The organism is Pseudomonas sp. Pse79, assembly GCF_024519615.1.
Taxonomy (GTDB): domain Bacteria; phylum Pseudomonadota; class Gammaproteobacteria; order Pseudomonadales; family Pseudomonadaceae; genus Aquipseudomonas; species Aquipseudomonas veronii.
This window is the reverse complement of sequence record NZ_JALJRR010000009.1, coordinates 136,253-149,981: the sequence shown is the minus strand read 5'-3', so window position 1 is coordinate 149,981 and position 13,729 is coordinate 136,253. Positions and strand designations below refer to the sequence as shown.

16 protein-coding genes are annotated in these 13,729 nt (G+C 63.1%); 12 read left to right on the top strand and 4 right to left on the bottom strand.

The window, feature by feature from the left end:
• Positions 1-199 precede the first annotated feature (199 nt).
• On the bottom strand, positions 200-1,087 hold the full coding sequence (locus NR164_RS14065; protein ID WP_017846743.1) for a LysR substrate-binding domain-containing protein: 888 nt from the start codon (positions 1,085-1,087) through the stop codon (positions 200-202).
• A gap of 126 nt (positions 1,088-1,213) precedes the next feature.
• On the opposite strand from NR164_RS14065, the gene NR164_RS14060 reads away from it, so the two are divergent.
• Complete coding sequence (locus NR164_RS14060) at positions 1,214-1,723, top strand: sugar ABC transporter (RefSeq protein WP_306218186.1); 510 nt, start codon at positions 1,214-1,216, stop codon at positions 1,721-1,723.
• 186 nt (positions 1,724-1,909) lie between these two features.
• On the opposite strand, the gene NR164_RS14055 is transcribed toward NR164_RS14060, so the two are convergent.
• The 3 genes from NR164_RS14055 to flgA all read right to left on the bottom strand — a co-directional run bounded on the left by NR164_RS14055 (position 1,910) and on the right by flgA (position 3,395).
• The gene (locus NR164_RS14055) at positions 1,910-2,341 is read right to left on the bottom strand and encodes a flagella synthesis protein FlgN (protein ID WP_046382158.1); all 432 of its coding nucleotides are present in this window, start codon (positions 2,339-2,341) and stop codon (positions 1,910-1,912) included.
• A gap of 27 nt (positions 2,342-2,368) precedes the next feature.
• Positions 2,369-2,647, bottom strand: coding sequence for a flagellar biosynthesis anti-sigma factor FlgM (gene flgM / locus NR164_RS14050; RefSeq protein ID WP_046382157.1), 279 nt, complete (start codon positions 2,645-2,647; stop codon positions 2,369-2,371).
• Positions 2,648-2,735: 88 nt separating this feature from the next.
• Positions 2,736-3,395 carry a flagellar basal body P-ring formation chaperone FlgA gene (gene flgA, locus NR164_RS14045; protein WP_226925927.1) on the bottom strand — a complete coding sequence of 220 codons (660 nt, stop codon included), beginning with the start codon at positions 3,393-3,395 and terminating at the stop codon, positions 2,736-2,738.
• Positions 3,396-3,557: 162 nt separating this feature from the next.
• On the opposite strand from flgA, the gene flgB reads away from it, so the two are divergent.
• The 11 genes from flgB (at position 3,558) to flgL (ending at position 13,446) form a co-directional block, all read left to right on the top strand.
• A complete protein-coding gene (gene flgB / locus NR164_RS14040) occupies positions 3,558-3,971 on the top strand; it encodes a flagellar basal body rod protein FlgB (protein WP_046382155.1) in 414 nt (137 codons plus the stop codon).
• Positions 3,972-3,986: 15 nt separating this feature from the next.
• Positions 3,987-4,394, top strand: coding sequence for a flagellar basal body rod protein FlgC (flgC, locus tag NR164_RS14035; protein WP_108524530.1), 408 nt, complete (start codon positions 3,987-3,989; stop codon positions 4,392-4,394).
• Positions 4,395-4,397: 3 nt separating this feature from the next.
• On the top strand, positions 4,398-5,075 hold the full coding sequence (locus tag NR164_RS14030; RefSeq protein ID WP_046382153.1) for a flagellar hook assembly protein FlgD: 678 nt from the start codon (positions 4,398-4,400) through the stop codon (positions 5,073-5,075).
• 27 nt (positions 5,076-5,102) lie between these two features.
• Positions 5,103-6,251: a flagellar hook protein FlgE gene (gene flgE / locus NR164_RS14025; RefSeq protein ID WP_046382152.1), complete on the top strand. Its 1,149-nt coding sequence runs from the start codon at positions 5,103-5,105 to the stop codon at positions 6,249-6,251.
• A 4-nt stretch (positions 6,252-6,255) separates the two neighbouring features.
• Positions 6,256-6,996, top strand: coding sequence for a flagellar basal body rod protein FlgF (locus NR164_RS14020; protein ID WP_046382151.1), 741 nt, complete (start codon positions 6,256-6,258; stop codon positions 6,994-6,996).
• 31 nt (positions 6,997-7,027) lie between these two features.
• Positions 7,028-7,810 (top strand): flagellar basal-body rod protein FlgG, encoded by a 783-nt coding sequence (flgG, locus tag NR164_RS14015; protein WP_046382150.1) that lies wholly within the window; start codon positions 7,028-7,030, stop codon positions 7,808-7,810.
• A gap of 23 nt (positions 7,811-7,833) precedes the next feature.
• Positions 7,834-8,487, top strand: coding sequence for a flagellar basal body L-ring protein FlgH (locus NR164_RS14010; protein WP_046382149.1), 654 nt, complete (start codon positions 7,834-7,836; stop codon positions 8,485-8,487).
• 11 nt (positions 8,488-8,498) lie between these two features.
• Positions 8,499-9,617: a flagellar basal body P-ring protein FlgI gene (locus NR164_RS14005; RefSeq protein WP_079444652.1), complete on the top strand. Its 1,119-nt coding sequence runs from the start codon at positions 8,499-8,501 to the stop codon at positions 9,615-9,617.
• On the top strand, positions 9,617-10,549 hold the full coding sequence (flgJ, locus tag NR164_RS14000) for a flagellar assembly peptidoglycan hydrolase FlgJ (protein ID WP_079444653.1): 933 nt from the start codon (positions 9,617-9,619) through the stop codon (positions 10,547-10,549). Before NR164_RS14005 ends, flgJ begins: the two co-directional genes overlap by 1 nt.
• Positions 10,550-10,614: 65 nt before the next feature.
• On the top strand, positions 10,615-12,225 hold the full coding sequence (gene flgK, locus NR164_RS13995) for a flagellar hook-associated protein FlgK (RefSeq protein WP_256822871.1): 1,611 nt from the start codon (positions 10,615-10,617) through the stop codon (positions 12,223-12,225).
• Positions 12,226-12,249: 24 nt separating this feature from the next.
• A complete protein-coding gene (gene flgL / locus NR164_RS13990; RefSeq protein ID WP_256822870.1) occupies positions 12,250-13,446 on the top strand; it encodes a flagellar hook-associated protein FlgL in 1,197 nt (398 codons plus the stop codon).
• Positions 13,447-13,729 lie beyond the last annotated feature (283 nt).

Sequence of the window (13,729 nt, the reverse complement as noted above, 5' to 3'; positions counted from 1 at the left end):
CCCGCCAGGAATAAGGAACCCCACAGGGGCTGGCGGTTTATCTCAATGGCGTGCGGATCAATGAAGCGTTCCGCGATACCGTGAATTTCGACCTGGTGCCCTGCGTGGCCATCGACTGCGCTGATGCATGCCGGTTTCAATGTGAAGTTCTGAGTCGCTCAGCGTCTGAACCAATCCGGTACAGGCCCCACCGCATCCCCTACTTCACCTGCGCTTCCTCCAACAGCCAACGCGCAAATACCTGGATGGGCGCGCGGCTCAGTTCAAGCGGTTCGGGTAACACGAGGCAAAAGGCCTTGGCGACATTCTTCTCTTGTGGCCATGGCGCGACCAGCCGGCCTTGCGCCAGTTCGGCTTCCACGTACAGGCGCGGTACGAGTGCCACGCCGAGCCCCGCCAGCGCGGCTTCGATCAGCATCGCATGCAAATCGTAACGCGCGCCCATCGCGGCGTTGCTCAGGACAATCCCGGTTTGCTGGGCGTAACGCTGCCAGGCATCCGGGTTCTGTCGTCGGTGTAATCGCGGCAGTGAATCCAGAGCCGTTGCCTGCTTGCCCGGCTTCAGCAGGCCAGGGTGACAAACCGGAATTAACACTTCGTTCAACAGGCGGTGCGTCTGCATGCCCGTCCACGCCGGGTGCTCAAAATGGATGGCGGCATCGAAACCGCTGCCGGCGAGCACGAACGGCTCCATACGTTCCGAGAGGTGTACGCAGATATTCGGGTGTTGCTGGCCAAAGCCGGCCAACCGCGGAATTAGCCAGCGCAGGGCAAAGGTTGGGCTGACGGCGATATCCAGGCTGGCGCCGTCGCTGGGCTGGCCCATCAAATACTGGCTGTCCCTGTCGAGCCGGTCGAGTAGTTCGCGCACTTGGGCCGCGTAGCGCTCACCGTTGGGCAAGAGCCGCACGCGGTTGCCAACACGCTCGAATAACGTGACCCCCAGAAACGCCTCCAGACGGCCTATCTGCCGGCTGATGGCGCCTTCAGTCAGGGCCAACTCGTCTGCGGCACGGGCGAAACTGCCATGCCGGGCTGCGGCTTCAAAGGCCATCAGGGCAGCGTTACTCGGGAGCTTTCGACGCATGGGCATTCCTGGTTCAAGTCAAGGCCTCCACCTTGATGTTTAATCACTGAAGAGTGCCGAAAAGTCGTTTTATGGATCATTACCGTGTCACTAGCATGATTAAACATCAACCAACGAAGTGACATGATGATTTATACAGTCGAATGCAACTACGCTGACCACGCCAGCGAAGCTGAGTGGAATGCGTTTTACAGCCTGGAAAAACTGCCAGCGCTGATCTCGGTGAGCGGATTCAGCTCCTCGCAGCGTTTCAAAGCCTTGAGCGGCGATTGCCCGGCCTACCTGGCCCTGCATTCAGTCGACACGCTTGCCGTGTTGCAGAGCGACGAGTACCGCCAAAAAGGGGGAGGCAATTTTGCCCGTTGGCAGTCGCACATCACTGATTGGAAGCGCAACCTCTATGCCGGGCTGGACCGGGCAGTTGGCGTGGGCGCCGACGAATTCCTGTTGGTCAGTGAACAAGGCCCTCAAGTACTGATTGGATTAGGCCTTACACCTGTAGCGCTGCACGCGGTTGCGTTGGACAAGAACCCTGCACACCGTTGGCTGGCCAAACTGGGTTGCACTCAGGCAAGGGCCAGCGATCTGCAGGGGCTGAAGGTATATAGCGCAATGACCATGCAGTTAGTGTCATGAGCCACGCGGACATAAATCACTGGAGGCTTGCCGGCCGGCACAGTGATCTAGGTTTTACCCCGAAGGGTCTTACCGGATGACCAATCACCTTCATAGGGGCCCGACTTAGCGGCCTCTTGTTCGCGTTTAACCTTCTCGTCGGTTTGCTGCCTAAGTTTGTTTCGATCACACAGACAACATCACTACTCAATCAACGCCGCGCAGCCTGCGCCCATCCGGTCCATACAACTTGTTACCAATAACCGAATTCAAAAACCCGACAACCCGCTGATTACTCGCCATCCGCAGCCCCAACGCCTCGCCATTGGCGATATTAAGCTGCCGCGCCCGCCGCGCCAGTGCCTGCACTTCCCGCCAGGCCGCGACGCAATCGGCATCCTGCGCCGCCTTCAGCGCCCCCTGCCGCCCTGCCCCATAGCCGAGCTTCAACTGCGCCCCAGACCGAATCGCTTCCAACTGCTCCAGCTTCTGCAACGCCGCCTGCTTGCACGCCGTCAGTTCCTGCAGTTTTTCACCGTCGACCTTGGCCTGGGCCAATGCACGCCGTTCCAGTTCCAGCCAGTCGATCAGTTCGACGATCGCCTGCTGCTGCAACTCCAAGTGTTTCGCCAGACTCATAGGTACCTGCTGCTCATCGACCAACGCTCATGGAAGGGTTTCGCGCACGCTGGAGGCCAGGCCGTCGAAGATCGAATCCGCGCTGACCTGATAGGTGCCACTGTCGATGGCCTGGCGCAGCGCCGCGACTTTCTCCATGTCCACGTCCGCCGACGTCGCGACCTGCGAGCTGGCGGTGCTGCTGGAGACTTGCACGCCGTCGTCTAGGGTGGCTTCGAGAGGTTGCAGTTCCACGCGTTGATTACCGCCCGCTTTGCTGTCAGCGGGCGCCAGGGTGTTGGTCAGGTTTGCACTTATGATTTTCACGTTAGAGGCTTCAATTGGCTGTGGTTGGGTCAACTATCGGCAATCGCGACGGCAAACTTTGACCGGTAATCGGGTTTCGCTGAAAAAATCAGTAGCGCAGCTGCAATTCGTTCTGGCCCACCACCTGGGCGTTGAGCATTTTGCCGTCGTTGCCCATGACGCGCACGTTGCTGCCCAGGCTGCCGTTGTCCAGTGCCTTGCCTTCGCGGCGGATGGTGAAGCCAGCGCCCCGGGCCTGCAGGACCACGCGGGCGTTCCGCTCGACCAGCCAACGCTCGCGCACGTGATTCACGGTGATCACCATGCCCCGGCTTAGGTTGCGGCTGGCCTGGCGGCCGATGATCTGCGAAGGCTCGAACACGCTGCCTTTGGGCAGGCGCTCCAGCGGGCCGCGCTTGAGTTCCAGCATCGGCGCCTTGATCACCTCACCCGCGGCAATCCGCTGACGACTGACCACGTAGTCGCCGACCACGCGCACGCTGACTTGCAGGTAACCCGCGACCTCGTCCAGGCAACGCACGCCCACGGCCACCCGACCGATCACGCTTTGCTCCGGGCGCACCAGATACGGCCGCGGGTGGGCGCAGGCCGCGATGCGCGCCGCCGGTTGGCCGATGTCCACGGCAACCAATTGGGCGCGCGCGGGCAAGCGTGGCGCAATCACCTCGCGCACCTGCTCCTGCAGGCCGTCCGCCTGGGCCAGGGTGCAGCACAACAGGCCCATCAAGCCCCACATCCGTCTTGTCATCGATCCCGCCCTCCGCGCTACCCAGCGCAGAATTCTAGTCGCCCCGCCAGCGAGGCAAGGCCTGAATTGGTCGTCAAATAGCGGCCTGTTTCGGCCTTTGCCGGGGCAGCCTTGGGACTAACCTGCGAGCCGTTCATTTATTTGATGCACAGGTCCGCAACCATGATCGACAAGCTCGACAACGAGCTGCGCTTTCAGCAGGACGCAATGAGTTTGCGGGCTGAGCGCCAGCAGGTATTGGCCAATAACATCGCCAACGCCGACACACCCAACTTCCGCGCGCGGGATTTCGACTTCAGCGCCGAACTGGCCAGCTCCCTGCAAAAGTCCCACACCCAGGGCCGCGGCATGACCCTGGCCACCACGTCCGACCGCCACCTGCACGCCGACTCCAGCCGCTTCGCCAGCCGCGACCTGCTCTACCGCGTGCCGGACCAACCGAGCCTGGACGGCAACACCGTGGACATGGACCGCGAACGCGCGCAGTTCACCGATAACGCCGTGCGGTACCAGGCCAGCCTGACCTTTCTGAGCAGCCGCCTGCAGTCGCTCAAGACCGCCATGCAGTCCGAATAACCCAGGGAAACCACCATGTCGATGTTCAGCATTTTCGATATCGCCGGCTCCGCGCTGAGCGCCCAGTCTCAGCGCATGAACGTAACCGCCAGCAACCTGGCCAACGCCGACACCACCAGCGGCCCGGACAACGAAGCCTACCGGGCGCGGCAGGTGGTGTTCGAGTCGCAATACCAGGCCGGCAGCAGCATCGGCGGCGTGCGCGTCAGCCAGGTGGTCGAAGACGGCTCGCCGATGCGCCAGGAATACCGCCCCGGCGACCCATTGGCCGACGAATCGGGCTTCGTGACCATGCCCAACGTCGAGCCGGTGGGCGAAATGGTCAACATGATCTCCGCGTCGCGCTCTTACCAGGCCAACGTCGAGGTCATGTCCACCAGCAAGGAAATGATGCTGAAAACTTTGACCCTAGGTGAGGCGTAAACCATGACCAGTACGATTGCCAGCTCGGTGCTGTCGACGATGAACAGCACCAGCACCACTGCCGAAAGCACCACTTCGGCGGCGGACGATTTGCAGGACCAGTTCCTCACGCTGCTGACCACCGAGCTGCAGAACCAGGACCCCACCGACCCGATGGACAACAGTGAGATGGTCACCCAGCTGGCGCAGATCAGCACCATCAGCAGCATCGAAGACGTCACCAGCACCCTGGAAGGCATCTCCAGCCAGATCAGCGCCTCCGAAACCCTGCAAGCCTCGGCCCTGGTGGGCAACGGCGTGTTGATCGACGGCAATGTGATCCAGGTCGACAGCGGCGTGGCGACCACGTTTGGCGTCACTCTGGACAGCGATGCCGACAGCGTCAGCGTCACCATCAAAGACAGCAGCGGCACCGTCGTGCGGACCCTGGACGAGGGCAGCATGAGCGCTGGCACCCAGGCGTTGTCGTGGGACGGCCTGCAAGACGACGGCACCACGGCTGCCGACGGCGCCTACACCTTCTCTATCAGCGCTACCACCGACGACGTCGCCGTGGCCAGCACCGCCCTGAAATACGCGCTGGTCACCGGCGTCACCACCGACAGCAGCAACGAAGTCGCGCTGGACCTGGGGGGCGTCAACGACAACGTCGCCCTCAGCGACATCAGTCTTGTCCTCTGACCCTCTACCTAACGAAGGAGAAACACCATGGCTTTTTCCCAAGCGCTCAGTGGTCTGTCGGCAGCGTCCACCGACCTCAACGTGGTCAGCAACAACATTTCCAACTCCCAGACCGTGGGCTTCAAAAGCTCGACCACGCAGTTCGCCGATGTGTACTCCGGCGCCGACGTCGGCCTGGGTACCCAGGTCTCGGGCGTGGTGCAGAACTTCGAATCCGGCAGCCTGACCACCACCGATAACGCCCTGGACCTGGCGATCAACGGTGACGGCTTCTTCACCTTCTCCGACGGCACGCAAACCGTGTACTCGCGCAACGGCCAACTGACCCTGACCGCCGATGGCTACCTGGAAAACGCCGCCGGCGATCAACTGCTCGGGGTCAACGGCGTGATCCAGATCCCCACCACCGGCATGCAAGCCAGCGCCAGCACCGAGCTGGACGCCGAGCTGAACCTGGACGCCAGCGAGGACATCATCACCACCACCTTCGACCAGACCGACTCGTCGACCTACTCCTATTCCACCAGCGCGACACTCTACGACTCCCTGGGCATCAGCCACACCAGCACCCTGTATTTCAGCAAGACCGCCGACAACACCTGGGACGTACACACCGCCATCGACGGCAACCTGCTGACCGACTCCCAGACCGTCAGCTTCAGTTCCAGCGGCCTGATCACCAGCGGCGAAACCGGCACCTACACCTACGACCCGGCCAACGGCGCGGCCAGCCTGTCGCTGACCCTGGACCTGACCGGCACCACCCAGTTCGGCAACGACTCCTCGGTGTCCGACATCACCCAGAACGGCTACACCTCCGGCAGCCTGGTGAGCTTCACCATCGACGAGACCGGCACGGTGGTCGCCACCTACTCCAACGACCAGACCAAAAACATCGACCAGATCCAGCTGGCCACCTTCAGCAATGAAAACGGCCTCAAAGCCAACGGCGACAACACCTGGCTGGCCACCACCTCCTCCGGCCAGGCGCTGCTTGGCGTGGCCAGCAGCGGCTCGCTGGGCTCGATCCTGAGCGGCACCACCGAAGACTCCAACGTCGACCTGACCGCCGAACTGGTCAACCTGATCATTGCCCAGCGCAACTTCCAGGCGAACGCCAAGTCGGTGACGGCGCAGAGCGAAGTGTTGCAGCAAGCCGTGAATATCGGTTCCTGACCCTATGGATCGCATGCTCTTCACGGCCATGAGCGGGGCCAATCAGGCGCTCGAACAGCAGGCCGTCGTGGCCAACAACCTGGCCAATATCGTCACCCCGGGGTTTCGCGCGCAACTGGTGGAGATGCAGTCTTCGCCGGTGGCGGGCGAAGGCTTGCCGACCCGCGTGTCGGTGGCCGCCAACGGCGTGGGCGTGGACTGGAGCGAAGGGCCGATCGTGCATACCGACCGCGCGCTGGACGTGGCCCTTGGCGCAAACGTGATGCTCGCCGTGCAGGCCGGCAACGGCCAGGAAGCCTACACCCGGCGCGGTGACCTGCAGGTCGACGGCACCGGCGCCATGACCGTGGGCGGGCGCCCGGTGATCGGTGACGGCGGGCCGATCAGCGTGCCGCTGGGCAGCGAGGTCACCCTGGGCAGCGACGGCACCATCAGCGTGCGCGAGCTGGGCATGGAACCCCGCGGCTTGAGCCCGGTGGGCAAGTTGAAGCTGGTGTCGGCGCCGCCCGGCACCTTGCAGGCCGGCACCGACGGTTTGTTCCGCAGCGCGAACGCGCAGCCGCTGCCGGCCGACGACAGCCTGCGCGTGGCGCCCGGTGCGTTGGAAGGCAGCAACGTCAGCCCGACCAACGCCATGGTCGCGATGATCGACAACTCGCGGCGCTACGACATGCAGATGAAAGCCATCAGCACCGCCGACGAAAACGCCAAACGCGCCAACAGCCTGCTTTCCCTGCAGGGCTGACCTCCCGGTTGAATAGACAAGGAACCGAACGATGATCCGATCACTGTGGACGGCGAAAACCGGACTGGAAGCCCAGCAGGGGCAAATGGACGTGATCGCCAACAACCTGGCGAACGTCAGCACCAACGGCTTCAAGCGCTCGCGGGCAGTGTTCGAAGACCTGGTGTACCAGAACGTGCGCCAGCCCGGCGCCCAGAGCAGCACCGACACGCGCCTGCCCTCCGGCTTGCAAGTGGGCACCGGCGTGCGCGAAGTCGCCACCGAGCGCCTGCACACCCAGGGCAACCTGGAGCAGACCAGCAACTCCAAGGACCTGGCCATCAACGGCCAGGGCTTTTTCCAGGTGGACATGCCCGACGGCAGCACCGGCTACACCCGTGACGGCAGCTTCCAGCTCGATGCCAATGGCGAGATGGTTACCTCCAACGGCTACAAGCTGTCGGCCGGCGTGACCATCCCGGCCAACGCCACAGCCATCACGATCAGCAGCGACGGCATCGTCTCGGTGACCACGCCCGCCACGTCTACCTCGACCCAGGTCGGCCAATTGAACCTGGCATTGTTCATCAACCCGGCCGGCCTGGAAAGCATCGGCCAGAACCTGTACCTGGAAACCGATGCCTCGGGCTCGCCCACCGAAACCACGCCGGGCCTGAACGGCGGCGGCACGCTGTCCCAGGGCTACGTGGAAACCTCCAACGTCAACGTGGTGGAAGAAATGGTCGGCATGATCCAGACCCAGCGCGCCTATGAAATCAACAGTAAGGCCGTCGAAAGCTCGGACGAGATGCTCCAGCGTCTGACCCAGCTCTGAGCGCCCGGTTCGAGACTCCCTTTATGGCTCACAAGTATCTTCTGGCCGGCGTGCTGGCCCTCGCCGGCTGCGATCAACTGCCCCACAAACCGGTGGTGCCCGACGAAGAAGTCCAGGCGCAGGGCTACCCCGCGCGCCTGGCCAACGGCTCGATCTACCAGAGCAGCCGCTCGCAACCGCTGTTCGAAGACCGCCGCCCGCGCATGGTCGGCGACACCCTGACCATCGAGCTGGAAGAACAGGTCAGCGCCAGCAAGAACTCCTCCTCCAATGCCAGCCGCGCCGGCTCCATGGGATTGAGCCTGGCGACCACCTCCAGCCGCGCCAGCCAGGTCGGCTCCTTTGGGCTGGATGCTTCGACGACTCATGACTTCCTGGGCGCCGGCGGTTCCCAGGCGAACAACTCGTTCACCGGCACGATTTCCGTGACGGTGATGCAGGTGATGCCCAACGGGCACTTGCGTGTGCGCGGCGACAAACAGATCGCGATCAACCAGGGCACCGAGTTCATCCGCTTTTCCGGGCTGGTCAACCCGCGCAGTATCACCGGCGAGAACACCGTGTCATCGACCCAGGTGTCCCAGGCGCGCATCGAATACGTGGGCGATGGCTACATCAACGAAGCGCAGCGGATGGGCTGGCTCCATCGCATCCTCCTCAACGTTTCCCCTTTTTGAGTACCCACGCCATGTTCACTAGAGCCGCCCGAACGTTGCGCACCCTGCTGCTGAGCTGCCCGTTGTGGCTGGGGGCAACGGTTCACGCCGAGCAGATTCGCGACATCGCCGACTTCGCCGGCATCCGCTCCAACAACCTGGTGGGCTACGGCCTGGTGGTCGGCCTGGATGGCAGCGGCGACCAGACCACCCAGAGCCCGTTCACCGAACAGGGCCTGACCAACATGTTGTCGCAATTGGGCGTGACCCTGCCGGCCGGTGCGAACATGCAGATGCGCAATATCGCGGCGGTGATCGTCACCGCCAACCTGCCGGCCCTCTCGCGCCCGGGGCAGCAGATCGATGTGGTGGTGTCGTCCATCGGCAACGCCAAAAGCCTGCGCGGCGGCACCTTGCTGATGACCCCGATGAAGGGCGCCGATGGCGAGGTGTACGCCATGGCACAGGGCAACCTGCTGGTGGGCGGCGCCGGCGCGTCGGCCAACGGCAGCAGCGTGACGGTCAACCAGTTGGCCGGCGGGCGCATCAGCCGAGGCGCGATTATCGAGCGCACGGTGGCGCTGAATTTGAACAACGACCACGGCCTGCTCGGTTTGTCCCTGCACGAACCGGACTCGGCCACGGCACAACGCGTGGTGTATGCGATCAACCTGGAAATGCGTCGAACCGTGGCCTCGGCGGTGGACGGCGGGATGATCGAGATTCAGGGCCCGGTGTCGCCCAATGAGCGCACCAACTTCATGGCGCGCATCGAGAGCATCGAAGTGCTGCCGATCCAGGCGCGCCCCAAGGTGATCCTCGATTCGCGCACCGGCTCCATTGTGCTCAACAGCTCGGTGAAGCTGTACCGCGCCGCCGTGGCACACGGCAATTTGTCGGTGATCATCGACACCACCAACACGGTCAGCCAGCCCGGCGCCTTCAGTGGCGGCCAGACGACGACCAGCTCCCAGAGCAATATTTCCATCGAGTCCCAAGGCGGTTCGCTGCATTTGCTCGAAGGCACGGCGAACCTGATGGACGTGATCAAGGGCCTGAATGCGCTCGGCGCCACGCCACAGGACCTGATGGTGATCTTGCAGGCGCTCAAGGCGGCCGGTTCCTTGCGGGCCGAGTTGGAGATCATCTGATGAACAAAGGCGGCAGTACCGATGGCTTTGCCCTGGATGTGCAAGGCCTGGACCGGCTGCGCAACAGCGCGCACCTGGACCCGCAATCGGGGCTCAAGCAAGCCAGCAAGCAGTTCGAGGCGCTGTTCCTGCAGATGATGCTCAAGAGCATGCGGGCGGCGGTGCCCAAGTCGGAGATGTCGAACAACTCGCAGACCGAGATGTACACCGAGATGCTCGACCAGCAGTGGGCCCAGAGCCTGGCGGGTAAAGGTATCGGCCTGGCCGAGCAACTGACCCGACAACTGAGCGGCTACACCACCCGGCAGGCGCCTGAACTGGACAGCGCCACCACAGCCTTCCTCGACCTGCCGCCCTCGCGCCCCACGCCGTTTGCCAGCCCGGCGTTCGATGCCTGGAAACGCCGTGAAGTCAGCGGCGGCGACAAGGACCAGCCCGAGCATGTACAGGCGTTTATCGCGCGCTTGAGCGAACCGGCGCAAAAGGCCGCCCGCGCCAGTGGCGTACCCGCCGAGTTGATCCTGGCCCAGGCCGCCCTGGAAACCGACTGGGGCCGGCGCACCATCACCACCGCCCAGGGCGCCGACAGCCACAACCTGTTCGGCATCAAGGCCGGCGGCCAGTGGCAAGGCGCGACGACCCAGGTGATGACCACCGAATACACCGACGCCCAAGCGCAAAAACAGCTGGAAGCGTTTCGTGTCTATACCTGCGACGACGCTGCCTTCAACGACTATGCGCGCCTGATGCGCAACCGCCCCGGTTATGCCGCCGTGCGCAATGCCGTCGATGCGCCCCAGGCCGCCATCGCGTTGCAACAGGGCGGTTACGCCACCGACCCGCGCTATGCACAGAAGTTGATTTCGGTGATGGCCACCATCGGTCCGCTGCGTAACGTGCCGGCCGTGGCGCAGCTGCAAAACGATTTATAGAACAGGGGTCAAGTTGCCCTTTCGCCGGGCCGATAGTGCCAACCATGTAGCCCAGGAGCTTCTCGATGAGCATTATTTCCATTGGCGTCAGCGGCCTGACCGCCGCGCAGATCGCCCTCAGCACCAGCAGCAGCAACACCACCAACGCCTACACGGCGGGCTACACCTTGCAGGTGGCGAACTTCTCCGAATCCACCTCGGGCAGCGGCGTGCAGATCGCCAGCGTCGACCGCCAGTACAACCAATTCGTCACCAGCCAGCTCAACAGCTCCATCAGCGCCGAAAGCGCGCTGTCGACCTACCAGACTGAAGTCGACCAGATCGATAGCCTGCTGGCCGATGGCGATGCCAGCCTCGACACCCTGATGCAAAGCTTCTTCTCGTCGATCCAGACCCTGACCTCCGACGCCAGCGACACCGCCGCGCGCGAAGAAGTGGTCGGCGCCGCGCAAACCCTGACCTCGCAGTTCACCCAGTTGGGCAGCTACCTGGACGACATGGCCAGCGACGTGAACAGCCAGATCAGCGACCAGGTCACCCAGGTCAACGACCTCACCGAACAGATCGCCGGCCTCAACAAAAAGATCAGCCTGTCCGACGCCCTGGGTTCGACGTCCAACGCCCTGCTCGACCAGCGCGACCTGCTGGTCAGCCAGCTCAGTGAACTGGTGGACGTGGATGTCACCACCCAAAGCAACGGCAGCTACACCGTGGCACTGAGCAACGGCCTGGCGCTGGTGTCGGGCAATGACAGCTTCGATCTGCAGACCGCCGTCTCGGCCAGCGACCCGACGCAAACCGTGGTCACCTACGTCGACGCCGCCGGCCACACCACGGTGCTCGACGACTCCACCTTCGAAGGCGGCTCCCTGGGCGGCCTGATGGACTTTCGCGACACCAGCCTGAGCGACGCGCAAAACCAGCTGGGCATCCTGGCAGTGAGCCTGACCCAAGCCTTCAACACCTTGCAGGCAGCAGGCATCGACCTGAATGGCGACAGCGGCAGCGCGTTCTTCTCGGTGGATGACCCGAGCATCTACGGCAACACCCAGAACACCGGTGACGCGACGCTGAGCGCGGCCTTTACCGACGATGTCAGCGCCCTGAGCGCTACCGACTACACCGTCAAGTATTCCGCCACCGACGGCTACACGGTGACCCGCAACGACAGCGGCGCCAGCGTCACCTCGACCTACGACGCCAATAACGACACCCTGACCTTCGCCGGCATGAGCGTGGCCATCAGCGGCACCGCCGATGACGGCGACAGTTTCCTGGTACTGCCCACACGCAACGCCGCCAGCAGTTTCAGCACCTTGACCAGCGACGGCAGCCTGATCGCGGCAGGCACCTCCACCGGCAGCAGCGACAACAGCAATGCCCTGGCGATGCTCAACCTGCAGACCGACAGCATTGTCGGCGGCAGCAAGACCCTCAGCCAGACCTACTCGGCGCTGGTCAGCGACGTGGGCAGCACCGCCAGCAAGGTCGCCGGGCAACTGGAAACCCAGTCGGGCCTCACCGAGCAACTGACCACGCTGCAACAGTCGGAATCGGGGGTGAACCTGGATGAAGAGGCGGCCAACCTGATCGTCTACCAGCAGTATTACCAGGCCTGCGCGAAGGTGGTCGAAGTGGGCACGTCCCTGCTCGACACCCTCCTCGATATCAACTGATAACTTTCTGAGCGGAGCGACGCCATGCGCCTCAGCAGTGCGACGATTTACAACCAAAGCCTGAACTCGATGCTCACCCAGGAAAGCGCCTACCAGGACGCCGCCCAGGAAGTGTCCAGCGGCACCCGGGTGGTCAACCCTTCGGATGATTCGCTGGCCGCCGCCCAGGCCGTCAACGTGCGCCAGGCCATCGCCGCGAATACGCAATATGCCGACTCGCGCAGCACCATCAGCACGTCCTTGTCCCAGGAAGAAAGCACCCTGGACAGCATCAACGATGCCATCACCAGCGCCAAGGCGCTGATCGTGCAAGCCAACAACGGCACCTTGAGCGACGCTGACCGCGAGTCCATCGCCACCTCGCTGCAAGGGGTGTACGACACGCTGGTGACACTGGCCAACGCCACCGACAGCAACGGCAACTATCTGTTTTCCGGCTACCAGAGCCAAAGCCCGGCGTTTGCCACCGATGCCAATGGCGATCTGGTGTATCAGGGCGACAACAACGCGATCACACAACAGGTCAGCTCCACTCAGAGCATGGCCAGCGGCGATACCGGGGCGACGATTTTCCTTTCGGTGAGCAGTTCGGCGGGGTTTATCGCCGAGGCCGGCGACAATAGCGGCAGCGTGACCTACAGCGGCCCGACCATTACCGATACCCAGGACGCCAATTACGGCAGCGGCTTCAGCCTGACCTTCAGCACCGCCGCCGACGGCACCGCGCAATACAGCCTCGACGGCGCCACCCCGGTGACGTACACCTCGGGCGACACGCTGGAAGTCAACGGCCTGTCCCTGACCTTGAGCGGCACCCCGGTGGACGGCGACACGGTTACCGTGAGCAAGGCCGCCGACGCCGACCCGGACCTGTTCGCGACCCTGAAAAACCTGATCTCGGTGCTGCAGACCCCGGTGGAAACCGACGCCGACCAGGCCAACCTGGACAACACCCTGTCCACCGCCAGTCGCCAACTGAGCAATGCCCAGGACAACGTACTCACGGTGCAGACCTCTGTCGGCTCGCGGCTTAACCAGCTGGACGTGCTCGACACCATCGGCGACGACCTGGCGCTGAGCTACACCGAACGCCTGTCGGGGTTGGTGGATGCCGACTACACCGAGTCGGTCACCGAGTACACCGCACTGCAAGTGGCCTTGCAGGCGGCGCAGCAGACCTTCGTCAGCATCCAAAAGATGTCGCTGTTCGAATACATCTAAAACTGTGGGAGGGAGCTTGCTCCCGATAGCGGTAGATCAGTCATCAGATGCATGGGCTGAAACACCACCATCGGGGGCAAGCCCCCTCCCACAGTTGGACCGTGGCAGTTGATTGGCCAAAAGTAGTTCTAAACCCAGCTCACAAAAGCCCATCAACTGCGACGCCCCCATGTCACTGTTCAAACACATCAAAAACTGTGGGAGGGAGCTTGCTCCCGATAGCGCTGGATCAGTCATCAGATGCATGGGCTGAAACACCGCCATCGGGGGCAAGCCCCCTCCC

Coding starts and splice junctions, on each gene's coding strand:
- NR164_RS14065 (WP_017846743.1), bottom strand. CDS start 1,087: ATGCGTCGAAAGCTCCCGAGTAACGCTGCCCTGATGGCCTTTGAAGCC.
- NR164_RS14060 (WP_306218186.1), top strand. CDS start 1,214: ATGATTTATACAGTCGAATGCAACTACGCTGACCACGCCAGCGAAGCT.
- NR164_RS14055 (WP_046382158.1), bottom strand. CDS start 2,341: ATGAGTCTGGCGAAACACTTGGAGTTGCAGCAGCAGGCGATCGTCGAA.
- flgA (WP_226925927.1), bottom strand. CDS start 3,395: ATGACAAGACGGATGTGGGGCTTGATGGGCCTGTTGTGCTGCACCCTG.
- flgB (WP_046382155.1), top strand. CDS start 3,558: ATGATCGACAAGCTCGACAACGAGCTGCGCTTTCAGCAGGACGCAATG.
- flgC (WP_108524530.1), top strand. CDS start 3,987: ATGTCGATGTTCAGCATTTTCGATATCGCCGGCTCCGCGCTGAGCGCC.
- NR164_RS14030 (WP_046382153.1), top strand. CDS start 4,398: ATGACCAGTACGATTGCCAGCTCGGTGCTGTCGACGATGAACAGCACC.
- flgE (WP_046382152.1), top strand. CDS start 5,103: ATGGCTTTTTCCCAAGCGCTCAGTGGTCTGTCGGCAGCGTCCACCGAC.
- NR164_RS14020 (WP_046382151.1), top strand. CDS start 6,256: ATGGATCGCATGCTCTTCACGGCCATGAGCGGGGCCAATCAGGCGCTC.
- flgG (WP_046382150.1), top strand. CDS start 7,028: ATGATCCGATCACTGTGGACGGCGAAAACCGGACTGGAAGCCCAGCAG.
- NR164_RS14010 (WP_046382149.1), top strand. CDS start 7,834: ATGGCTCACAAGTATCTTCTGGCCGGCGTGCTGGCCCTCGCCGGCTGC.
- NR164_RS14005 (WP_079444652.1), top strand. CDS start 8,499: ATGTTCACTAGAGCCGCCCGAACGTTGCGCACCCTGCTGCTGAGCTGC.
- flgJ (WP_079444653.1), top strand. CDS start 9,617: ATGAACAAAGGCGGCAGTACCGATGGCTTTGCCCTGGATGTGCAAGGC.
- flgK (WP_256822871.1), top strand. CDS start 10,615: ATGAGCATTATTTCCATTGGCGTCAGCGGCCTGACCGCCGCGCAGATC.
- flgL (WP_256822870.1), top strand. CDS start 12,250: ATGCGCCTCAGCAGTGCGACGATTTACAACCAAAGCCTGAACTCGATG.